The 22989-nt window shown below is 70.1% G+C and carries 17 protein-coding genes; 4 read left to right on the top strand and 13 right to left on the bottom strand.

Annotated elements, in window-relative coordinates; all coding sequences use genetic code 11:
• Window positions 1–9: 9 nt before the first annotated feature.
• The gene (locus CP984_RS20855) at window positions 10–1887 is read right to left on the bottom strand and encodes a hypothetical protein (protein ID WP_161276753.1); all 1878 of its coding nucleotides are present in this window, start codon (window positions 1885–1887) and stop codon (window positions 10–12) included.
• 594 nt (window positions 1888–2481) lie between these two features.
• Window positions 2482–3741 (bottom strand): phosphoribosylamine--glycine ligase, encoded by a 1260-nt coding sequence (gene purD / locus CP984_RS20850; RefSeq protein WP_003980555.1) that lies wholly within the window; start codon window positions 3739–3741, stop codon window positions 2482–2484.
• Between the two features lie 325 nt (window positions 3742–4066).
• Between purD and CP984_RS20845 the strand changes: the two genes are divergently transcribed.
• Window positions 4067–4813 (top strand): SLATT domain-containing protein, encoded by a 747-nt coding sequence (locus CP984_RS20845; RefSeq protein WP_030180692.1) that lies wholly within the window; start codon window positions 4067–4069, stop codon window positions 4811–4813.
• Between the two features lie 98 nt (window positions 4814–4911).
• Here CP984_RS20845 and CP984_RS20840 read toward each other — a convergent pair whose 3' ends face one another.
• The 4 genes from CP984_RS20840 to CP984_RS20825 all read right to left on the bottom strand — a co-directional run bounded on the left by CP984_RS20840 (window position 4912) and on the right by CP984_RS20825 (window position 8836).
• Window positions 4912–5562 carry a hypothetical protein gene (locus CP984_RS20840; RefSeq protein ID WP_003986964.1) on the bottom strand — a complete coding sequence of 217 codons (651 nt, stop codon included), beginning with the start codon at window positions 5560–5562 and terminating at the stop codon, window positions 4912–4914.
• A 50-nt stretch (window positions 5563–5612) separates the two neighbouring features.
• A complete protein-coding gene (locus CP984_RS20835) occupies window positions 5613–6290 on the bottom strand; it encodes a GntR family transcriptional regulator (RefSeq protein ID WP_030180689.1) in 678 nt (225 codons plus the stop codon).
• Window positions 6291–6463: 173 nt separating this feature from the next.
• Window positions 6464–7822 (bottom strand): aspartate aminotransferase family protein, encoded by a 1359-nt coding sequence (locus CP984_RS20830; protein ID WP_003986965.1) that lies wholly within the window; start codon window positions 7820–7822, stop codon window positions 6464–6466.
• A 210-nt stretch (window positions 7823–8032) separates the two neighbouring features.
• Window positions 8033–8836: a polyphosphate polymerase domain-containing protein gene (locus CP984_RS20825; protein ID WP_003986966.1), complete on the bottom strand. Its 804-nt coding sequence runs from the start codon at window positions 8834–8836 to the stop codon at window positions 8033–8035.
• A 321-nt stretch (window positions 8837–9157) separates the two neighbouring features.
• Between CP984_RS20825 and CP984_RS20820 the strand changes: the two genes are divergently transcribed.
• From CP984_RS20820 to CP984_RS20810, 3 genes are all read left to right on the top strand, one after another.
• Entirely contained in the window at window positions 9158–9841 is a 684-nt protein-coding gene (locus tag CP984_RS20820; protein ID WP_003986967.1) for a DJ-1/PfpI family protein, read from the top strand.
• Window positions 9838–10326 carry a MarR family winged helix-turn-helix transcriptional regulator gene (locus tag CP984_RS20815; protein ID WP_003986968.1) on the top strand — a complete coding sequence of 163 codons (489 nt, stop codon included), beginning with the start codon at window positions 9838–9840 and terminating at the stop codon, window positions 10324–10326. Before CP984_RS20820 ends, CP984_RS20815 begins: the two co-directional genes overlap by 4 nt.
• 231 nt (window positions 10327–10557) lie before the next feature.
• On the top strand, window positions 10558–12336 hold the full coding sequence (locus CP984_RS20810) for a serine/threonine-protein kinase (RefSeq protein WP_030180686.1): 1779 nt from the start codon (window positions 10558–10560) through the stop codon (window positions 12334–12336).
• A gap of 128 nt (window positions 12337–12464) precedes the next feature.
• On the opposite strand, the gene CP984_RS20805 is transcribed toward CP984_RS20810, so the two are convergent.
• The 7 genes from CP984_RS20805 to CP984_RS20775 all read right to left on the bottom strand — a co-directional run bounded on the left by CP984_RS20805 (window position 12465) and on the right by CP984_RS20775 (window position 22909).
• The gene (locus CP984_RS20805) at window positions 12465–13166 is read right to left on the bottom strand and encodes a M48 family metallopeptidase (RefSeq protein WP_231512630.1); all 702 of its coding nucleotides are present in this window, start codon (window positions 13164–13166) and stop codon (window positions 12465–12467) included.
• A 124-nt stretch (window positions 13167–13290) separates the two neighbouring features.
• Complete coding sequence (locus tag CP984_RS20800) at window positions 13291–17010, bottom strand: type I restriction endonuclease subunit R (protein ID WP_003985631.1); 3720 nt, start codon at window positions 17008–17010, stop codon at window positions 13291–13293.
• Between the two features lie 140 nt (window positions 17011–17150).
• The gene (locus CP984_RS20795; protein WP_030180684.1) at window positions 17151–17429 is read right to left on the bottom strand and encodes a hypothetical protein; all 279 of its coding nucleotides are present in this window, start codon (window positions 17427–17429) and stop codon (window positions 17151–17153) included.
• Between the two features lie 495 nt (window positions 17430–17924).
• The gene (locus CP984_RS20790) at window positions 17925–18113 is read right to left on the bottom strand and encodes a DUF397 domain-containing protein (protein ID WP_003985632.1); all 189 of its coding nucleotides are present in this window, start codon (window positions 18111–18113) and stop codon (window positions 17925–17927) included.
• Window positions 18114–18125: 12 nt separating this feature from the next.
• Window positions 18126–18917, bottom strand: coding sequence for a DUF5753 domain-containing protein (locus CP984_RS20785; RefSeq protein WP_003985633.1), 792 nt, complete (start codon window positions 18915–18917; stop codon window positions 18126–18128).
• A 112-nt stretch (window positions 18918–19029) separates the two neighbouring features.
• Window positions 19030–20232, bottom strand: coding sequence for a restriction endonuclease subunit S (locus tag CP984_RS20780; RefSeq protein WP_003985634.1), 1203 nt, complete (start codon window positions 20230–20232; stop codon window positions 19030–19032).
• Window positions 20222–22909, bottom strand: coding sequence for a type I restriction-modification system subunit M (locus tag CP984_RS20775; RefSeq protein ID WP_003985635.1), 2688 nt, complete (start codon window positions 22907–22909; stop codon window positions 20222–20224). The genes CP984_RS20780 and CP984_RS20775 overlap by 11 nt, the downstream gene beginning before the upstream one ends.
• Between the last annotated feature and the right edge of the window lie 80 nt (window positions 22910–22989).

Below are 22989 nucleotides of genomic sequence, written 5' to 3'. Positions count from 1 at the left end.
CGGCGCCCCTCACACGAGCCGGACCGGTTTCTCGGGCCGTACGCCGACCTCGCCGAGCCACTCGCCGAGCGGCCCCGCGTCGCCGTCGTCGACCAGCCGGAGCACCGGGTGGCCCAGATCCGAGCGGCGTGCGCCCTCCACGAGCAGGATCGGGCCGTCCAGCCAGTCCAGGCCGGGGGCCGCACCGGCGGTGTCCACGGCGGCGCAGCAGACCATCGCGGTCACATGGTCGGCGAGCAGTTCGCGGCCCGTGCGCGGGGGCTGCATCGGGAACAGCGGCAGCCCGTCCGCGAGCCCGTCGCCCCAGGTCACGCCCGCGTCCGGGCCGTCGGCCACCGGCTCGCGGGCCGCCTGGCGCGCCGCCTCCGCACGCTCCTCGCGCGCCAGCTCGGCACCGAGGCGCGCGGCGACGAGATCGCTCGCCCGCTCGCCGGCCGTCAGGCGCTCGATGACCCGGACCAGCGTGGGGCCGGAGCTCTCCGGACCGGCCGAGGGCTCACCGGCGACCAGGCCCTCGGCGACTGCCGGACCGTACGCGGCGGCCGGGCCCGACGGGTCCGCCGCACCGCCCGCACCGCCCGCGGCGACCAGCCCGTCCGGGTCGCCGGCGGCGCCCGGCTCTTCCGGGCCACCCGGCTCCGCACGACCGGGGCGGCCACCGTCCGTGACCGGCGGGAGAGCGTCCAGGACGCGGTGCAGTCGCGCCGCCTCCAGGCGCCACTTGCGGTCCACGACCTCCTCCGGATACTGCTGCCAGCCCACCGGGGACCAGTCCGGCCCCGGCTCGGCCGGGCCGCCGTGGAAGAGGCGGGCGGCGAGAAGGGAGGCGGCGCGGTCCACGGCGCCGGGCTCCTCCAGGAGGTCGCACGCGGGGCGCTCGCCCAGGCGCGAGGTGAAACCTTCGGCCAGACGGTCGCGACGGGAGAGCTCGGTGAGCGCGGACACCACACCGGCGTCCAGCCGGGAGGGCCAGCGGCCCAGGCGCCAGGCGGGCAGCGCGACCCTGGTCAGCAGCCGGTCCCAGCCCGCGTACGCCAGGCCGACCTGCTCCTGGGCGACGATCCGCAGGCCGTAGTCCACGTTCTGGGCGCGCTCGGAGGCGGCGGCGGCCACACAGCGCTCCATCTCCATGGCGTGCTCGCGGCAGGCCCGCAGCAGCAGGCGCGCGGCCCATCCGACGAACGCGGACGCCGGTGCGCCCAAGGGGTGCTTGGCGCGCGCGGAGACCGCCACCGCGGCGTCCAGACCGCGGACGAAGCGGCGGGCCGCGGCTATGTCCGGGTTGGCGGACGGGCCGGTGCCGGCCACGACGGGCGCCAGCAGCGCCCGCAGCTCGGCGACCCGCATCCACCACATGAACGGCGAGCCGATCACCAGGACCGGCGCCTGCACGGCGCGTGCGCCCTCCCGCGCTCCGGCGCCCGCGCCACCCGCCGCCTTGCCGCGCGGCGGGCCGTGCGCGCGGTGCGTACGGTCCTCCAGCCAGCTGTCGCAGTCGGGCGTCAGGGCTATCGCGGACGGGGCCGGGACCTCCAGGCGGTCGGCCAAGTCCCGTACGAGGCGGTACAGGTCGGGGGCGGACTCCTCCGCTATGGGGACCGACGGGCTCAGCGCGGGCCGGGCCCGTACGACGACGGTCGTCACCAGCGCCGCCAGCAGCAGCACGACCAGCGCGATGCCGGTGACCACCCAGCGCACGGTGTCCCAGCCGGTGGAACTCGTGACGGGGTCGGCGCGGCCGATACGGCCGGTCAGTCCGCCGACGAGCAGCACCACGGCCACCGCGGCGGGCACCAGGGCCACGCCCAGCGCCGCGCCGCGGATCCGCAGCACCGCGAGCGCGCGGGCGCGCGCCGCCTCTGCTCCTGCTTCCGGACCTGCCACCAGCCTGTACACCCCCTGCTGCCCTGATCAACCGGACAAAGAGAACACGGGACGACAAGAGCGGGGCAACGGTGCCGGGGACGCGAACGGCCTCCGACGGTGTTGCTCACTCTCCACCACTGTGGCACCGGCCACTGACACCGCAATGCCGGTGAGCCACTTGCCGGACGCCGCCGCGACGGCCGTGCCGGCGGGCGGCACGGGCACCACACGACGCATGCGGGGAACCCTAGTTGGGGCGTCCCGCCCCGTCAGCCGGATAGCGGCTCGGTCACTCGATGGAATGGCTTTGGGTAAAGCCGGGAGCCCCATCCCGGCCAAAATCCTCCGGGGTGTCCGGGAGCGGGGCGCAACGGGCAGGACCCACGCGGTTGCGGGCACGCCCGGAGCCTGCCGGAGACGCCGGGGCACCGGGCCGGGGCGCCCCGGCGCAGGCCGGATACGTGCCGCGAACGTCCCGGGGAGGTCAGCCCGCGGGCACCAGCGGGCCAGGTCGGCGGCACATCAGGCACATATCGGGGGCACGCCGGGCACCGCCCCGGGCACAGACCGGGCACCGGGGCGGAAGCAGGACGCGGTCCGCGCCCCGGAAGCCCCTCAGCTCTCCCCCGCCGCCCGCGCCGCGATGTCCGTACGGTGGTGCGAGCCCTCCAGCGTGAGCCGGCCGACCGCGCGGTAGGCGCGCTCCCGGGCCGCGGCCAGGTCGCTGCCGGTGGCCGTCACGGACAGCACCCGGCCGCCCGCGCTGACGACCTCGCCGGTGGCCTCGTCCCTCTTCGTCCCCGCGTGCAGGACGTACGCGCCGGGGGCGTCCTTCTCGGCGACCTCGGTCAGGCCGCGGATCGGGTCGCCGGTGCGCGGCGTACCCGGGTAGTTGTGGGCGGCGACGACGACCGTCACCGCCGCGTCGTCGCTCCAGCGCAGCGGCGGCAGGGACGCGAGCGTGCCGGTCGCGGCGGCGCGCAGCAGCGCGGACAGCGGCGTACGGAGCCGGGCCAGCACGACCTGGGTCTCCGGGTCGCCGAAGCGCGCGTTGAACTCGATGACGCGCACACCGCGCGAGGTGATCGCCAGGCCCGCGTACAGCAGTCCGGAGAACGGCGTGCCACGGCGGCGCAGCTCGTCGACGGTCGGCTGGAGCACGGTCCGCATGACCTCGTCGACCAGCTTGGGGTCGGCCCACGGCAGCGGGCTGTACGCGCCCATGCCGCCGGTGTTCGGACCCTGGTCGGCGTCGTGGGCGCGCTTGAAGTCCTGGGCGGGCTGGAGCGGTACGACGGTCTCGCCGTCGGTGACCGCGAACAGCGAGACCTCCGGGCCGTCGAGGAACTCCTCGATGACCACACGGTCACAGGCCAGCGCGTGCGCGCGGGCCGCCTCGACGTCCTCGGTGACGACGACGCCCTTGCCGGCCGCCAGGCCGTCGTCCTTGACCACGTACGGGGCGCCGAACGCGTCCAGCGCCTCGTCGATCTCCGCGGGCGTGGTGCACAGGTAGCTGCGGGCGGTGGGCACACCGGCGGCGGCCATCACATCCTTGGCGAACGCCTTGGAGCCCTCCAGCTCGGCCGCGCGCGCGGACGGCCCGAAGACCGGGATGCCCTGCTCGCGGACGGCGTCGGCGACACCGGCGACCAGGGGCGCTTCGGGACCGACCACCACCAGGTCCGCTTCCAGGCGCCGCGCCAGGCCGGCCACGGCCGCGCCGTCGAGGGCATCGACGGTGTGCAGCTCGGCCACCTCGGCGATGCCGGCGTTGCCGGGGGCGCAGTGCAGCGCGGTGACGTCGGGGTCGAGGGACAGTGAGCGGCACAGGGCGTGTTCGCGGGCGCCGCCGCCGATGACGAGGACCTTCACATGCGCAGCCTAGTCGCCGTGGGCGCGGGCCAGGGGCGGCGCCCCCGCGGCCCCGGTGCGGGGACGGGCCAAAGGCGCGGGCGGGACTGCGGGCGGGCCGGGGACGAGACGGACGTAAGGCGTGGAAACCGGTCGAGGCCGGGCAGTGGCAACTCTTTCGAGTGAGAGGGGGCATGACCTTATACCTGATGCAGCACCACTTCCGGGCGGAAATAAAGCGATCTTGGGGGCGAGGCCCACCGTTCGGCGGTAGGAAGGAGGTTGCGCACCGGCCGTCTCGTACGTACCGCGCGCACCGCACGTATCTGCTTGAGGGAGTGCACGGGTGAGTCAGCCGGAGATGCAGCCCGAGGGGCCCCCTCGGGAGGAGCGCGGGCCGGGCGGCGACGACGGTCGCCGCGATCTGGGAGGCCGCGCCTTCCCGCTCGGGGACTGGGGCGAACCGGCTGAGCGCCTCGACGAGCTGTATCACTGGGTCGAGGCGGGCGCCCTCCAGGCCGCCTCCTGGTACCTGCACGACCGGGTGGCCAAGCGGCGCGGCGCGCGGGCACTGCGGCTGGGCGCCGCCGCCGGTGTCGCGGTCGGCGGCCTGCTGCCGCTGCTGGACCTGACCGGAGTGGCCCCCGGCGGCGCGAAGTGGGGGTATCTGGCGCTGCTGCTGGCGGCGGTGTGCGTCAGCAGCGACCGGTTCTTCGGGGTGACGGCCGGCTGGATGCGGGACGTGGCCACCGCGCAGGCGGTGCAACGCCGCCTGGATACGCTCCAGTTCGACTGGGCCTCGGAGAACGTCCGCGAAGTCCTCGGCCCGACGGAGGGCACCGCCAGCGAGGCGGCCGAGCGCTGTCTGGGCGTGCTGCGCCGCTTCAACGAGGACATCGCGGAGCTGGTGCGGGCCGAGACCGCCGACTGGATGTCGCAGTTCCGGCCGGGCCCGCTGCCGCCCGGCGCCCGCGCGACGGCGCAGTGGGGGCAGCGGCCGGAGCCCGGCGGTCCGCAACCTGGCCGGATCACGCTCCCGCCGGGCACCCGCCCGAACATGCCGCGGCAGCGGCCCCCCGAGCCGCCGCGCTGAGGGCCGCGCCGCCCGCGCGCCCGCTCGCACGCCCGCTCGGCGCGGCCCCGTGCGCCGCGCCGGGCGCGTCCGGTGGCCGGGCGCGCCCGGGGCAGCCGTCAGCTGAAGACGATCATCGACCCCTGGCCCAGGCTCCGCGTGGCCGCCGCGTGCAGCCCCAGCCACACATGCCGCTCCCGCGCGAACGGACTGTCGTCCAGGGGCACCCCGCTCACCCGCTCCTCCAGGGTGGTGGGCCGGGACGGCGCTTCGGGCGCGGCCGGCGGATTGGCCGGATCGATACCGATGGACGGCGCGACGAGTTCGAGGTCGCGCAGCAGGCCGTGGGCGGAGCCCAGCGGTCCGCCGCCCTCCAGGAGCTCTTCGGTGGCCAGCGGGTGCGGGAAGTCGACCGGAACGTACGCCCCGGCGTGGTCGTAGTGCCACACCAGGTGCGACTCCTGGGCCGTGGTCTCGAACATCTCCAGCAACTGCTCGTAGTCCCCGCCCAGTCCGTCCACCGGCGTCACTTCGAGGCCGCAGATCCGCAGCAGGTAGGCGCGCCGCAGGAAGTGCAGCGCGTCGTAGTCGAAGCCCGCGACCGGGGCGACGTCCCCGGACAGGCCCGGCATGTAGCTGAAGACGGGGACGGGCGGCAGTCCCGCTTCCGTGAGGGCCTTGTCGTAGGCGGCGATCTCTTCGGAGAAGGGGTTGTCGGGGCTGTGGCACAGCACATCGACAAGGGGGACCAGCCACAGGTCACATGCCACGTATGAGCTCGCTTCCGGTCGGGTGGGGGGGGCGGACGGACAGGGTAGTGCTAGCAGGCGCCACCGACGAGGGCGAGGGAGTGCTCGTTGTATTCGCGCACCAGCCGCTGTGCCTCGGCCAGATCGTGCCGTACGACGGCGCTGACCAGGTCCCGGTGGCCGTGCCACAGCCGGCCGCGCAGATCCGTCGCGCGGCGCAGCAGCGGCACCGCGAAAACCCAGCTCTGCACCCGTACCCGGTCCAGGAAGTCACTGATGTACGGGTTACCCACCAGGCTGCCCAGTTCACGCCAGAAGCGCAGGTCGTAGCCGATCAGTACGTCCAAGTCGCCCGCGCGCGCGGCCCGTTCCGCCTCCTCGGCGCGGCGCCTGATGGACATCAGCACGGCGGGGGGCGCGGTGCTCAGCGCGCGCTCCGCACGGGTGCGGAAGATGCCCTCGACGATCAGGGTGCGGGCCTCGACCATGGCCCGGTAGTCGGTGGCCGTGAAGGCGTGCACCCTGAAGCCGCGGTGCTGCTCGACGTCCAGGAGGCCCTGGGCGCACAGGTCGAGCAGGGCTTCCCGTACGGGCGTGGCGGAGACCCCGTACTGTTCGGCGATCTCCTTGACCGTGAACTGGTGTCCGCAGGGCAGCCGCCCGGCCAGCACCTCGTCGCGCAGCGCGTCGGCGATCTGCTGGCGCAGGGTGTTGCGCCGTATGACTCCGCTGCCTGGGCCGGCGGGCATCGTGTCCGTCTCCTTCGGCGGCCTCGTGGGCCGGCTGGTGCGTACGACCGCGTGCGAGGAGAGCGGCCCTGGCCTTCACGATAGGCGAGGGGGACGGGCGGGGCGACGGTGGCGCCTGTGTACGGGGCCGGGTGCGGCCCCGTACACAGGCCGGGCCCGGGTGCGGGTGCCGGCTAGGCCGTGTGCGCGTCCGCCACCGCCAGCGCCGCGTCCAGGGCAGCCAGGCCCTCCTTGGCCTCGGCCTCGGTGACGGTGCAGGGCGGGACGACGTGGGTGCGGTTCATGTTCACGAAGGGCCACAGGCCGCCGCGCTTGCAGGCCGCCGCGAACTCCGCCATCGGCGCGTTGGCCGTGCCCGACGCGTTGTACGGGACCAGCGGCTCGCGCGTCTCCTTGTCCCTGACCAGCTCCAGCGCCCAGAAGACGCCCAGCCCGCGCACCTCGCCGACCGACGGGTGCCGCTCCGCGAGGGCGCGCAGTCCGGGCCCGATGACCTTCTCGCCGATCTCCGCGGCGTTCTCGACGATCTTCTCCTCGGCCATCGCGTTGATCGTGGCGACGGCGGAGGCGCAGGCCAGCGGGTGTCCGGAGTAGGTCAGGCCGCCGGGGTAGGGGCGCTGGTCGAAGGTGGCGGCGATCTCGGCGGAGATGGCGACGCCGCCCAGCGGCACATAGCCGGAGTTGACGCCCTTGGCGAAGGTCAGCAGGTCAGGGGTGACGCCGAAGTGGTCGGCGGCGAACCAGTGCCCCGTACGGCCGAAGCCCGCCATGACCTCGTCCAGGATGAAGACGATGCCGTGCCGGTCGCAGATCTCGTGGACGCCGGCCAGGTAGCCGGGCGGGGGAACCATGATCCCCGCGGTGCCGGGGACGGTCTCCAGGATGATCGCGGCGATGGACTGCGGGCCCTCGAAGGCGATCGTGTCCTCCAGGTGCGCGAGGGCGCGCTCGCACTCCTGGGCCTCGTTCTCCGCGTGGAACGGCGAGCGGTACAGGAACGGGCCCCAGAAGTGCACGACACCGGCCGAGGCGGTGTCGGAGGGCCAGCGGCGCGGGTCGCCGGTCAGGTTGATCGCGGCGGCGGTGGCGCCGTGGTACGAGCGGTAGGCCGACAGGACCTTGGCGCGGCCGGTGTGCAGCCGGGCCATGCGGACGGCGTTCTCCACGGCCTCGGCGCCGCCGTTGGTGAAGAAGATCTTGTCGAGGTCGCCCGGGGTGCGCTCGGCGACCAGCCGGGCGGCCTCGGCGCGTACGTCCACGGCGAAGCCCGGTGCGATCGTGCACAGCTTTCCGGCCTGCTCCTGGATCGCGGCGATGACCTTCGGGTGCTGGTGGCCGATGTTGGTGTTGACCAGCTGGGACGAGAAGTCCAGGTAGCGGTTGCCGTCGTAGTCCCAGAAGTACGAGCCCTCGGCGCCGGCGACCGGCAGCGGGTCGATCAGGCCCTGCGCGGACCAGGAGTGGAAGACGTGCGCGCGGTCGGCGGCGTGCACCGCCGCGCCGGCTGCCGGGTCGGGTTGCGTCGTGGTCACGGTCACTACCTCGGATCGCTCGGGCCCGCCCGGGGACACGGTACGGCGGACGCCCTCAGCCTAGGGATCGGCCCGCCGCCGCAGGTACCGACACTGTGTATGGCGCTCACCACGGGCACGGACAGTGTGTCGGTGGGACTGTAGGAACCTCCAGAACGGGCCGGGCCACCGGAGTCGCCTCCGTAAGCCTGAGGGCCCGTCCATACCCGCCTACGCCGCCTCCCGGGGAAACGCCGTCCGCACCGCCCGCCGCCACTGATGCCCCGTCAGGCCGGGCCGCAGCGCCGCCATCGCGCCGCAGTACTTGGTGAACTCGGCGGGACGCAGCCCGTAGGCGCGAAGCAGCCGGTCCTCCTCCGTCAGGTGGCCGGTCACCGCGGCCTTCGTCTCGACGAGGACCAGGCCGCCGTCGGCCCGTACGCTGCGCCCGGTGCCCGCGTCCCGGCAGACCAGCCCGGCGTCACAGGTGATGCGCCGGCCGTCGGCGACGAACGTGGCGCGCCGGTAGTCGGTCACCAGCGACGGCACCAGGTCCCGGGGCGCGGCGATGCCGTACGCACCGTGCAGCACGGAGGCCAGGAAGCCGCGCGGACCGCGCCCCAGCGTCGCCTCGCCGGGCAGCAGCGGCCGCCGCCGCTTGACCGTCTCACCGCGCCGCCCCTTGAGCTTGATCTCGAACTGCCGCTCACCGGAGTCCTCGTACAGCCGCTCGCGGATCTTGTAGCGGTGCCGGCACCCCTGCCGGTGGTCGTGGAAGGCCCGCAGGTCGGGCGTGTCGTAGTGGACGGAGTGGTAGCCGAACCAGCGGCGGCCGTTGATGCACAGCACCTGGAACGGACCTCCGGTCCGGTGCGGGTCGGTCAGCCGGGCCGCGAAGTCGGCGAAAACCTCGACCGGTACCAGGTAGCTGTGATCGACGCGGGTCATCAGCTCCGCGCGGGCCTGGAGTTCGGAGAGAGGTATCGGACGTGCCGCCATGGCGGCGCGGGCGATGGCCCGTAAGGCGGGAATCACACGGTCTCCTCGGACGGGGGACGGGGCCGCGGGTGCGCGGGGGATCGGTGATCGTGCGGAGACGGCTGCGGTGGCCGCGCTCTGAGGTCGTACGAGCGGGGGTGCGGAAAGGTTCCGGGGGGCGGGAGGGAGTGGGGCGACTCGGTCCGACTTTGCTAGGTGAGGCGTTTTACCTGGCCGGGCGGAGGGGCCCGCCCGTACGACGGAAGCCTCCCTACAGCGATGCCTCCCCATTGACAGCCTTCTGTCATTAAGACAGCATTCTGTCATCGGACACGGCGTCGCGGCACGCGACACGGCCCGCTCTCCAGGGGAGTCACCATGACCCGTACGACCGCACGGCCCCGCACCACCGTCCACCTCGCCGTCTACGACACCCTCGCCGACTGGGAGTACGGCCACGCCGTGACCCGCCTCCGTACGGGCGACGCCTTCCGCTCCGGCCGGACCGGCTTCGACGTCGTGACCGTCGGCCTCGGGGACGGGCGCCCGGTGACCACCATGGGCGGGCTGCGGATCACGCCCGACCTCGCGCTCGACGCCCTGGACCCCGAGGACAGCGCGCTGCTGATCCTCCCCGGGGCCGGCCTGTGGGACGCGGGCGAGAGTCTCGACCCGTTCGCCCGCAAGGCCCGCGCGTTCCTGGACGCGGGCGTTCCGGTCGCCGCCATCTGCGGTGCCACCGCCGGACTGGCCCGCGAGGGGCTGCTCGACGACCGTACGCACACCAGCGGCGTCGCCGACTACCTCGCCGCGCAGGACGGGTACCGGGGCGGCGCCCACTACCGCGACGCGGACGCGGTGCGCGACCGCGGCCTGATCACCGCCGGGCCGACCGAACCGGTCGCCTTCGCCCGGGAGATCCTCGCCGAACTGGACGTGATGGAACCGCAGGTGCTCGACGCGTGGTTCCGCCTCTTCCGCCACTCGGACGCGAGCGCCTTCCCCGTCCTGATGGCGGCCGGGCAGGCGGCGGAGGTCCGGACGACGGAGCCCACGACGTGACCGGGCCCGCACCGGAGCCGGGCGCCGCACCCGAGGACGCCCCGCCCAGCACGCCGGACCTCCTCAGCCGCACCGCCCTCGGCGTCTTCCGCCTCAACGGCCAGTTCCTCGCCGTGTCGGAGAAGCTGGCCCGCCCGGCCGGGCTGACCACCGCCCGGTGGCAGGTGCTCGGCGCGGTGACGGGCGGGCCGCTGCCGGTCGCCGGGATCGCGCGGGCGATGGGCATCACCCGGCAGAGCGTGCAGCGGGTCGCGGACCTGGTGGTGGCCGAGGGGCTGGCCGAGTACCGGCCCAACCCCGCCCACCGCCGCGCCAAGTTGCTCGCGCTCACGGCTGACGGTCTGTCCGCTTTGCAGCGGATCGCCCCGGGTCACGGCGAGTTCGCCGCCGAGCTGTCCGAACAGCTGGGCGGACCTGCGCAGTTCCGTACGGTCATGGAGGCGGTGGAGACGCTCTCCCGGGCGCTCGATAACCTCGGTCACTGAGGTCTCGTCCCGCGTCCTGCCTGCCGTCCCGAAGTCCCCTCCCGGCCCGCCCGGCCGACCGATCCCTTCCGCCACGCACCACGCGCCACTCTGCCCGACCACGGCCGGTACGGACACCGGGGAACCGAACCGAAACCGGCGGCGTCGTCCAGAACGTTCGCGTCTGCGGCACCGTCCCCGCAGGGAACGTCCGGGAGCACAGGGCGAACAAGGTGAAAGGGCAAGCGGAACGTGAATGAGCGCGCAGAGCGCGGCCGCCTCGGGCAGCTCGGCCCCCAGGACCCGCCGCGGATCGGGGCGTACCGGCTGCTGGGACGGCTGGGCGAGGGCGGGATGGGCCGGGTCTACCTCGCCCGCTCCGACCGGGGCCGCACGGTCGCCGTCAAGCTGGTCAAGACCGAGCTGTCGGGCCAGGACGACTTCCGGGCCCGCTTCCGGCACGAGGTGCAGGCCGCGCGGCGGGTCGGCGGCGAGTGGACGGCGCCGGTGCTGGACGCCGACACCGAGGCCGAGACGCCGTGGGTCGCCACCGGGTACATCGCGGGCCCCTCGCTCCGGCAGGTGATCACCGAGGGCCGTACGCCGCTGCCCGAGCGCTCTGTACGCATCCTCGCCGGCGGCCTGGCGGGCGCGCTGCGCAGCATCCACGCCGCCGGGATCGTGCACCGCGACCTCAAGCCGTCCAACATCCTGCTCACCATCGACGGCCCGAAGGTCATCGACTTCGGCATCGCGCGGGCGCTGGAGGCGGTGACCGTCGGCGGCGGGCTCACCCGCACCAACCAGGCCGTCGGCTCCCCCGGCTTCATGTCGCCCGAGCAGGTGCGCGGGCGGCCGGTCACCCCGGCCACCGACGTCTTCTGCCTCGGCTCGGTGCTGATGTTCGCGGCGACCGGACGGCTGCCGTTCGGCGGGTCGGACAGCGGGGTACACGCGCTGATGTACCGCATCGCCCAGGAGGACCCCGATCTGACCGGGCTGCCGTACGGGCTGCACAGCCTGGTCGCGGCCTGCCTGGCCAAGGACCCGGCGCAGCGCCCGACGCCGGACCAGCTCATCGCGTACACCAGATCCGACGACGACGCGCACGAGCCCTGGCTGCCGGGCGCGCTGATAGCCGAGCTGGGGCGGCACGCGGTCGAACTGCTCGACGCGGAGAACCCCAACGGGGCGTACGAGGACTCCGGCGCAAGCGAGGGGAGCCACCAGGACCCCAGCGGGTCGTACGGTGCCCCCGGCCGCTCCTGGGAGAACGGCGAGAGATCCTGGGGCCACCACGAGGCGGCCCAGGAACAGACCCCCACGCCCGCCCCCACACCCGCCGCGGCTTTCGCGTCGGCCCCCACCACCGTCCAGGCGGCCCAGCCCGCGTACACACCGGCCCACGCGCCCTCGCCGGCCGCCTCCGCCGCCACCCCGCCCCCGCGCTCCGGCGGCGCCTCCCACGCCCACGCACCCCGCCGCAAGAGCCCCGCCGGCCGCGGCAGTACGGGGCGCTCCGGCCGCACCGGCCGCACCCGCGCCGCCGGTCTGGCCGCCGCCATCGGCCTCGGCCTGGCCACCGCCGGCATCGGCATCGCCTACGTCCTGTTCAGCCCCGACGGCGAAGAGACGCCCGCGAAGGCCGACGGCGGTACGGTGGCCGCGGACGGCAAGGTCGGCAAGGCGGCCGGCAAGGAGCCCGGCAGCATCCCGCAGAAGTTCCTGGGCGAGTGGGAGTCCAAGAGCGTCAAGGGCGGCCCCGCCTACCGCTTCACCCTCACCCAGGGCGAGACCGGCGACACCGTCATGGCCATGGAAGCGAACGGCGCCACCTACCACTGCGAGTTCAAGGCCATCCTCATGAACGCCGGCCCGCCGCTGCGCCTCGGCCCGACCACGGTCGTGGCGGGCCCGGCGACCGCCTGCCAGCCGGGCTCCCCCAGCACCCTGCGCATCCACTCCGACGGCAAGCTCCGCCGCGTCTTCGACAACGGCAAGGCGACGCTGACGTATACGAAGAGGAACTGATGTCGGCCCATGCGGGCCATGGCGGAGCCGGATCAGCGGCGTGGACCGAGAGACCCGCAAACTTCACGAGCCGCATCCCCACTCCGTGATGGAGCGGGGCCGCGGCTCAGGGACCTGGCTTCATAAATTCAGCAGCCCAGGTCCCCCATCCACACCCTTCGCCCGAGTTCGTCGAGTTCTTCCTTCAGCTGACGGCACTCCGGCAGCGCCCTACCCAGCAAGCGCCAGTAAGCCGGGCCATGCCCGGAGACCCGCACATGCGCCAGTTCGTGCGCCACGACATAGTCGACTAGATGGATCGGCAATTGGAAGGTTGCCCAATGCAGTGAGATCACTCCATCAACGGCCGGACCAGATCGATAACTTCCCCACCGGCGCCCCAGGTCACGGACATGTACTGCCGGTTCCGATACGTCCATCCTGGCAGCCCACGGCTGGAGCCGTCCTCGTATCCAACGCTGCCCCGCCCGGCTGTACCAGTCGGCGATAGCCTTCCGTGCACGCTTCGGGTCGGCAGCAACCGTACCGTCCAAACGAAGCCGCCCCGCCACCAACCGGACGACGGCCCCTGGTCCCTCATCCACCGAGGCGGCCGCCGCGTCCAGCTGATCATCGACGATGAGAAGCCGATAGTCTCGCCCCAGGTAGCGATGGACCTCACCATTGCGCAGGGTACGCACAGGGTGCAGTTGGCGGCGCTCGCCACTGAGACGTATCTTGTCGTCGATCCAGGCTCTGCTGGCACGCACGAACTCTTCGACCCGCTGGGCTCCACACCCATCCGGTACGTGCAGGGTGAGGGTCCCGTCCCGTTCGACTGTCAGGCCCAAGCGCCGACGGCGGAGGCTGATCCGTACCCTCAGCTCCCGCCCGTCCACGACCATGGCCCCGTTCTCTGTGAGTACGGGCTCCCCGGGGCAGGCCGGTGGACGAGCGGGCTGGGAAGACATGTACCTATTCTCTCCGTGCCTCCGCCCGGAACGCACTCAAGTGCTGCGCGGCGTATCCGGCGAGCGTCGACGCGAGCCTCTTCACTTCCTCGCGCCCTTCGCCCCCACGCCGGTACCCGGCCGCGCGCAGTCGTTCGTAGAGGCGCGCCTCAAGGACCGTGATGTGCCTGTCCTCACCACCGAACGATGCCAGCCGGGCCTGGCTGGTGATCTCGTCATAGACCTCGGCGACAAGGCGAAGCAGCTCCTCCGGTTCCGGAGTGTGCAGGAGTTCACTCCCCGCCAGTTTCTCACCGAGCAGCGCGTACAGCCGTTGTTCCATCCGAGTCAGGTGGGCAACGGTCGGGTCACTTTGCTCAGCACGCCGGGCTCTCTCCACCAGAGGGCCGAGCTTCTGGCCGATGGTGTCCCAGCGCCCGGCGAACTCCTCCAGCACCCGTTCCAGCTCCTGTGAGAGCTGCCGGTACACGCTCCGCTCCTCCACCGCCAGGCGTTCCTCCAAGTGGTAGCGGAGAGCCTGTACCTGTTCGGCAGCAGCCTCACGCACCGGCAGGGTAGCGACCGCCTCGTCGAAGTCGGCAGCGAGAATCGACACAGGCGGAATCGCCTGTGATATTTCCACCGCATCAAGGTGGTCGGCAATCAGTGCCCGTACCTTGCGCCCATAGCCGCGCATCGTGAAGCCGCCTCCGGTGTCGTCCCGGTAGTGACGGCGCACGCGCATCTGGAGCGCACTCCATGTCCGTACGTCGGGCAGGTACCCCAGGGCACCCTCGTGCGGCAGGACGCGGTCCACGGCGCCCAGGAAAGCGCCGAGTGCCTCGTCCAACGCGGCCCGCTGTCCGGGGTCGGACAAGGCGAGAACAGCACTCGCCAGGCCGGCACGCGTCGTGAGGCTCTCGGCATCAATATCCGCTTCGGCAAGGAAGTCGCGGAATGCATCCGCTGTCCGGCTCAGCTCAGGGATCTCGTCTGCCATGCTGCGCAGCGAGTCCAGAGCGGGCGGGTTTCCCTGGTAGGCGGCCAAGGTCACCGCGAGGTTGGACAAAACCCCGTAGTAGTCGACGACCAGGCCCTCGGTCTTGCGGCGGGCGGGACGGTTGACCCTGGCGATCGCCTGGAGCAGTTCCGCGTCACGGATGGGGCGGTCCAGGTAGAGCGCCTGCTCGATGGGAGCGTCGAAGCCGGTGAGCAACATGGATTTCACGATGAGGAAGGCGATGGGTGGCGGGTCGCTCTCCTCTTTGGTGTCCCAGACCAGGTCACTCCACGGGTTCATCCCACCGACGGAACCAGCCGGCACCGGGTCCGGCTCCCTTGGGGGCATGATGACCCACGGGTTCTCCGGTGGCAGCTGCGGAAACGGCGCGAGGAAACGCGCGATGTGCTCGCGCTGCTTCTTCTCATCGGTCCACTCGCGCCACAGCCCGTCCTTCTGCTCCGAACCGGCGGAAATCACCGGCACGAATTCAATACGCCGCAACAGCTCCTGAAACTGCCAGGCACGCAACAAGAGCGCCTCTTCGACGGTATATGCCTCCGGGGCCCGGTCCCGCAGGGCCTCTCGTCGCCCGCTGCGGTCGAACTCCGCAACGCGCCGAAGCAGATCCGCCCGGGCATCCAGGAAGGCGTTGCGATACAGGACGGCGGCCCGTCTGCTGACCACGGCGACCTGGGCCTTGAACCCTCCCGTGAGCGGGCCGGTGACGTAGTGCTCCAGCATGTCGGCCGCCTTGCGCCGGATCAGCGGCACCGACTCGGCCACCGTCCGTGAACTCGGAGTGCCGTACTTCTTCCTCACCCGTTCCTGCTCGGCATCCTCCAGCGGCTCTATGAGGTCTTCGAAGCACTGGTCCATCCGCTCCTTGTCACGCACCTCGGCCTTGGTGGTACGGCCCTCGTACCGGACAGGCACGACGACCTTGTCCTCTTCGGCTTCCGCCATGCGGTACGTGTCGAGAAACTCCGGGTCACCGCTTGGTCCAGTGCTCGGTTCCAGACCGAAGATGCGCCCGGTGTCGGTGAGCCTGCCCTCCATCAGCGGGGTTCCGGTGAAACCGATCCGGGCGGCATTGGGCAGGGCCTTGCGCAGGCAGGCGTGAAGGACCGAGGTATGGGAACGGTGGGCCTCATCGACCAGAACCAGGACGCGATCCGAGTCGCTGCACTCGGGGAAGATCCGCTCGGCCTTGGCCAGAGTCTTGTCGTCCGGTGTGGGATCCGCGACCTCCTGGGCGTTCTCTCCCGCCGCGAGCCGCCGCCGCGCTTCGTCGAAGTCCTCGTCCAGTGCCCGGTCTTTTCCGTCAACGGTATCGCTCGCCCCATCCGTGCCTCCGGGTACCAGGTCCCCGAGGAACTTCTGGATCGTCGCGAAGATCACCGACCGCCCACCGTAGCGCCCTGCCCTACGCAACAGCTTTTCCAGGTCCGTCCTGGACGTGGCCTCACGGACGGTCGAGTCGCTGAGCTCCACGGCCTTGCGAAGCTGCCGCTGGAGGTCGTTGCGGTCCGTAACAGCGACCAGGGTGATGCCGTTCAGCTCGGGATCCGGATTCATGTGCAGGCGCCGGGCCAGGAACTGCATGGTGAAGCTCTTGCCCGCACCCTGCGTGTGCCAGATGACTCCGCCGCGCTCGTCCCGGTCCCCGCCGGTGACGGCGCGGCTAGGGCGGTAGCGCAACCGCTCGACGATCTTCTCCGTGGCTCGGTACTGCTGATGGCGGCAGACGACCTTGGCCGTCTTGGCCTCGGTGGCCTTTCCCTGCTTCTTCCCCGCGCCTTTGTCCTCGCCGAGCGGCTTTTCGAAGACGTAGTGCCGGACGATGTTGAGCAGATTGCCGGGCTTGAGGACGATCGCGGTCAGTTTCTGTTGCAGGGTGGGCTGCTCCGCTGCTCCCAGCAGGCCCCAGCCGCGCAGCTCCCGGCGCAGTGCCGGCGTGCCGTCACCACCCGGCATATCCGGATCGCTGTAGTCCGGGGTGACGCTGCGCCACAACGCGTAGTGTTCCTCCGCCGAGGAGTACGTGCCGAGCGCGGCTTGCCTTCCGTCGGCGGCGACCAGTAACTGCACCGGGGCGAACAGGTGCGGTATGCCACGGGGCGCGCCCTCTCCCTTCCTGGTGTCGTCGTCCAGGGGACGTCCGCTGTAGGCACGCAGGTCGCGAACGGCCTTGCCGAGGGGATCCTGTACGTCCGGCGACTTGCATTCGATGACGACGAGCGGGATGCCGTTCACGAACAGCACGAGGTCCAGTACGGCCGGCTTGCCATCGGCGTCACACACACGCAACTGATCCACGACGAGGTAGTCGTTACGTGCCAGGACCTCCTCCCGGCTCCCCTCCAGCGCCTCGCGCGCCCAGTCGAAAAACTGCGTCTTCACATCGTGCTCGTCGGGGCCCGGGTGCAGAACACCGTGCAGCAGGAGTTCGGTGGCGTCCCGGTTTGCCTGCACCAGCGACTGCGCCGACACGTGGCGCGCGGCGCCACGCAGCCGGAGAACGGCGGCATCGGTATGCGCATCGTCCGTCATCCAGGGCGAGGTCCGACGTACGGCGGCCCGCAGCCGCCGGTCCAGCAGCACATCCCTGAAGTCGTCGCGCTCTCCCCACTGTTTGAGCCGCGCCCCCTCGATGTGCTGCCACCCCATCGCCTTGAGATGGTCCAACAGCGGTCTCTCCGCCTCGACCTGCTCGGTCTTCCCCCCGACCGTTTCCGCAGCCATGCCCGCGCCTCCCCTGCGTACCGACGTACTGGTGAACCGTGCGAGGGTCCATTGTGCGTCAGGGGCGAACGAGAGACATGGCCTTGTGGCCCGCGACCGGGTCGCGGGCCACAAGGTGTGCGATCTGCGCTTCTTCGCGGTCAGCGGCGTCGCGCCGCGCGGGCTCCCTTCCGGCAATCGGGAAGCAAGTCCGCAGGAGTGATCAGAGCCGCGGTCTCGTCGTCCAGCGCGTAACAGAGCTGAACGTGCAGTGACTCCGCCTCGGCGGGTGAAAGATGCAGCGCGATATCGGAGATGAAAGCGCCGTCACGGCGCACCCACAGGTCGATGGCGAAGTTCCCGTCTTCTTCGCGTCGTAGGGGCTTGCTGGGGACGCGGCTGACACGCACGGCGCCCGGTCCGTTCTTCGCTGCACTCATCAGGCCGCCGCCTCCGCCCGGACCGCAACCGGCTTGCCGACGCGATGACCGTGGGTGGCCCGGGGTCCGACGTCAACGCCGTCGAGGGCGAGGACGAGCGCGGTGCGTCGGGAGCGTTGCTCATGGCTGAGGCCGTAGCCGTGGACGTGGGGAGGTCGGGCGATTGTTCCGCCCACTACCGGCCGGGGCACAACGCTGCGCGCAGCCCGGGCGGAGACCGCGCGTAGAACCCACGCGACGATACGGAAGACCAGGCGCACGAGTGTTCGCGCGCGCCCAGGCCGGATACGGTTACACATGCTGACGCTCCTTAGCGGCGTTGGCCATGCCCCGGGCTGGTCGCACACCGCCGGGGCGCTTGCCCACGTGACTCAATGGGGCTTCGATAACCGTGCGTTGAGCCAGCATCACGCGCAGTACGCCCGCGAGTGGCGCCAAACAACACGTTGTGCGAGTTGCCCACGGATCGGCATATGCCGACGTACTGCGCGCCAACTACGCGAAGCCGTCGAACCTTCCCGTCTTGGTATCCGCCAGGAACGATCGCAACTGTTGCCGACCGGTCCGGATGGCTATCTCCGGATCGTCGCCCTCGCGCAGGAACACGTCGTCCCCCCGCTCAGCGACTTCGACACAGCTACCGGTATCCGCCGAGTAGGACGATTTACGCCAGTGAAGTTGCACCGATTCCTAACCTCAGGTCTCCTTCGCCACCTGCCGAATGAATCCAGTGGATGCTTCCGGGGCGATGGCGCGTTCACTCATACGGTCGAGGACGCCACGGAAGTTCACGAGGTAGGTCTCTGCATGGAGGAAGGTGGCCCCAGTAGGGACATCGACCTGCACGGTGTCCAACTGGGGCACGGGGCCGTACGCGTACAGCGTCGAGCTCCCCGCGTTCGCGAACCCACTCGCTCGGAAAGGTACGACACGGACGGTGACCCCCGGCCGTTCGGACTGGCTCAGGAGGTGGTCGAGCTGCTTGCGGAAGACGCCACGGCCACCGAAGCGCATGCGCAACGCGGACTCGTGGATCAGAAATTCACACGCTGGCGGCTCGGGCCGGTCGAGCAGCCTGGCACGCGCCACCCGGAACTCGACATGACGCTCCAGCTCCATGGGGCTCATGGCCCGCACCGCTTCCCTAAAGATAGCTCGCACATAGTCGGGCTGCTGAAGCAATCCCGGCATGTGCATGATCTGAGCCGACCGCAGCGCCGAAGCGTGATGCTCCATCTCTGCAATATCCAGCAGGCTCACAGAAAGCAACCCCCGGTAACCTTTCCACCAGTTCGAGCCACGCTCTCTGGCCATTTCGATGAGCGCCTCGACGTACCGGGCATCCGGGCAACGGAAATTACCCGACCAGACCCGCACTCGGTCGGGGCTGACACCGGTACGCGCCGACTCCGTATTACTGATGGTGGTGCGGTCGGTACGGTGCAAGGTAGCGGCTTCGTTGATTGCCATCCCGATGCGCTCGCGCATCCGACGCAACTCCGCACAAAAACGGCGCTGCCGCTCCGTTGGCGGCTTTCTGACGGGCACGCGGAGCCCTCTCCCAGAACGAACACGCTGACACGGTAATTACCCGCTATGCCTATTCACACACCAGCCTCTTGCCGTTGAGCAGAGCGTCGGCGAGCCCCCTTTTTACCACCCGGAGCTTACCCAAGCTTTCCTTTTCCGTTGCGATTCGCCGATCACACACTTCCAGGCTGGCTACCAGCTTTTTTTGCTCCCCTAGGTCAGTAGGTAGATCGATATACAGCTCACGCAGCCGCGTCGGGTTCACGTTGACCTGCTGAACCGCAACTGTTGCAATCGCACGGACCCTCTGCCGAATCACGGGATGCAGCAGCCACTCTACGAGGAATTGAGGAATGACACGCTCGACATCAGGGTTCAGGCGCACCAGGTAAGACGCGAATGTCGCCTCTTCAAGCTCGCCTCGCCAGATCCCTGACCGCCCGACATGATCGATACTATTGGTCCTGTTAAAGAGCACATCGTCCATTCGCAGAAGATGCTTGGGATGCACCTTCTGCGGACAGTAACGAAGTTCATTGAGGTAAGGTCGGCCATCCCGCAGGTTATTCATCCGAAGCGTGGCTACACCGCGACTATCATCGTTCAGGGCTACGGAAATTCCGTAATCGACCGATGGAACGACCTCCTTCAGAGGCAAGCGCTCCCACCCGTCTGGTGTCTCGCTCGCGGTGATCGCCGCCATACCATCTAGCAGAATTCCACGCCGCAACGCTCGCAGCTTGTAAATTGCCGCCTCAACCGCCCGCTCCGATTCCGTAATCGCGTCCAGGATTTCAGCGATTCGCCGCTGCTCCGGCTCGGAAGGAAGGCGGAACACGTAAGAGGCGAGGTCATCCCGGTTAAGCTTTGGGATCCCTGTTCTACCGGATACGCTTTCGGCGAACAGGGAGAATCGTTCACCGAGCAGCACGGCGTGAAGCACTTCCGGAAGAAGCCCGACTTTGGGGCGCAGTGGGTACATATCAGCTGAACAAGTGCCTGCAAATTGCGCAATGGCGACTTTCCTAAGACTTGGACGAATCTTACTAAGCACCACATCGCCGGGACGCACAACATACTTGCCACTCGATGCGCGTTGTGAGTCCGCCGTCTTGAGCTCGATAATTCGACCCGTCGTCGATTCGATATGGTCTGGAGCAAGCAAGGGCTGCTCGCGGTAAGGGAGTACCTGTGGGTCGACTTGCCCGGTCGGCAGCGCAACTACATCGGTGAGTTTGCGCTCAGACCAGCCCAGTGGAAGATCAGCCGACATAACCCAGCTCCTCCAGAAACCCGTTCAACCGCTCCGCCGCAGCCTCGCGCCGGGCTTCGATGTCGCGCAGCGATACGAGGTACTTGCGCTCCCAGCCCAAGTAGGCGTCGACCAACTTGCGGCGTCTGCGGATGACATGACCCTCCAGCTTCGATGCCAAGTCGTCCCGGAGGATGCCGAGTACGACCTCGCGCGCGCCCGCATCGTCCAGCACGTCCCGGGCCTCGTGCAGCCCCGGTGTCACAGACATGGCTGTCTGCTCGGCGAAGCCGGCTGCCTTCTTCTGCTTCGCGGTCGGAGCGGCAGCAGTCGCCTCGGCTCCCATCCCGTCCAGCGGATAAAACGCCTCCTCTAGCGCCTTCACCGCCTTGCCCGCCGCCGTGCGGTCACGCTTCAGCTTTTTCAGGTCGGCCTCGCTGAGCAGCGCATCCGCCACAGCCGGGTCGAGGACAGTGTTATCGGAGGGCTCGGTGGACTCGCCGTCGTCCGTCACCCCCACCGCCGCTGCGGCCCGCGCTGCCTCTGCTTCCTCAGCCGCCTTTACCTTCGTGTCCAGTTCCGCCTTGCGCGCGTCCGCCTCGGCCAAGTCGTTCAGGAACTTGGGGGCGATACGGGCCACGACCTTGTGTGCGTATGCCTCACGGCGTTCCGCGCCCGAACGCTTGCGGGCGCCGCCCGTCCACGGGTTGGGCTCCGGGTTCAACATAGTCTCGACCGTGTCGACCCACCCCTCGACGACGCCCTTGAAGCCGTTGCCGGCCAACGCCTTCAGTTCGTTCCTGGCGTCCTGCCACCATCCCGCGACCGCACCAGCGAGCGCGTACCGGTCCAGCAGGCCCACGCCGAGAAGCAGCTCGCGGAAGGAATTGATCAGGTCGGCCCGTAGGCGGGCAAGCTGGGCTCGTTTCTCGAACTCCGTGCGGTCGTCCTCGTCGTAGGGCGCCAACGCGGCGATCTGATCCGTTTCCGTCGTCCACCACTTGTCGAACGCCGTCCACAGTTCCTGTTCCCGGCTCTTGGCCAGCTCGGTAAGCCGTTCGGCGTCCGGGCGGCGTTCCGCCGGCAGGAAGTCCACGTAGGCCGGCCCGCTTCCGTTGCCGTCCGACGGGCGCTCCTGGAACAGGTCCGTGACCTGGACGTCGTACGCCTTCAGCAGTTTCTTCTTCTCGTCCACCTCGATCTCCGCCCTCGGGACGCCGCCCGTCAGGTGCGCCTGTACGTCCTGCGGCTCCGGGGGCGGAGTGTTGTCCACATAGCGGCGGATGTTGAGGTTGTACTTGTTCTCCCTCAGTTCCTTGCGTTCCACCCATCGGGCGAATCGGGGCACGTCCCCGTTCGCAGTAGGCGCGTGGAAGGTGGATACGATCTTCTCCACGTGCTCCGGCAGCAGTACGTTCTGCGCACGCTCGGCATGGAACTCGCGGTCCGCATTGATGAAGAGCACCTTGTCGTGCCGGTCCGTGCGCTTGCGCCCCCGCGCCCTCAAAACCAGGACGCAGGCCGGAATCCCCGTGCCGTAGAAAAGGTTGGGCGGCAGGCCGATCACAGCCTCCAGCAAGTCCTTCTCAATTAGCTCAGCCCGGATGTCGCCCTCCGCGCCGCCACGGAACAGCACACCGTGCGGCATCACGGTGAAAACCGAGCCGCCACGGCCCTTGGCCATGTGCAGCATGTGCTGGAGGAACATCAGGTCTGCCTTGCCCTTCTCGGACGTCTGACCGTACGGCATCCGCTCTTCGAGGTCGGACACCTCCGCAGCCTTGTAGTCCATGGAGAAGGGCGGATTACTGAGTACCACGTCATACGAATTGTGGAGGTGCAGCGGGTTGGTGAGCGTGTCACCGGTGCGTAGGTCGAAGTCGCTGGCGCCGTGGAACAACATATTCATCGTGGCCATAACCCAGGAGCCATTGTTGGCATCCTGCCCGGCCAAGGCCAGGTCCTCGGTGTCACCACCGTGTTCCTCGATGTACTCCTTGGCATGGATGAGCATGCCGCCGGAGCCGACGCAGGGGTCGTACACGCTCTGGCCTGCCTGGGGACGCGCCAGCTCGACCATCATCCGTACCACTGCGCGCGGGGTATAGAACTCCCCACCCTTAGCGCCCGCCGAGTCGGCGAAGTCCTTCAGCAGGTACTCGTAAGCTGCCCCGATCACGTCGGGGAACTCGAAGTCCTCACCGCGTAGGCGAAGGCTGCCGAAGTGACCGATGAGCGCGGAAAGCCGCTTGTCGGCGAGCCGGGCCGCCGATGCGCCGGTACCACCGCCCCCGCCGATCCGGTTGAAGTTCACATGACCGAACAGGCCGCGCAGGCGCTCGTTGCCCTTCTGGCCCTCAAGCGCTTCCAGTGCCGGCTGGAGGTACTTCGTCGCCACGTCGTCGACCGCGCCAGCCAGCCGCTCCCAGCGGGCCTCTTTGGGGACGTACATGATCCGACGGGCCGTGTAGCGGGCGGGCTCGTCCGCCTCTTCCTCGGCTTCCTCGCGCGTAGCACCCGACGCCATTTCATCGATGATGATCCGGTCTCGGACGGCCTCGAACTCGTCGTTCGCCCGCTTGAGGAAGAGCAGCACCAGCAGGAAGTCGCGGTACTCGGCAGCATCCATGGTGCCGCGCAGGATGTCCGCCGCCGCGAAGAGGTGGCGCTCCAGTTGATCGAGCGTGAGCTTGGCCACGTACAGGCTCCTTGATGATCTTGTGCTTGCGTGGCGAAGGGCAGTGGACCGCCCAGCCGTTGCCGAGTACGTCGGTTCAG

The sequence above is a fragment of the Streptomyces rimosus genome, from assembly GCF_008704655.1.
GTDB lineage: Bacteria > Actinomycetota > Actinomycetes > Streptomycetales > Streptomycetaceae > Streptomyces > Streptomyces rimosus.
The sequence above is the reverse complement of the archived record's forward strand: the minus strand, read 5'-3'. Positions and strand labels throughout refer to the sequence as shown.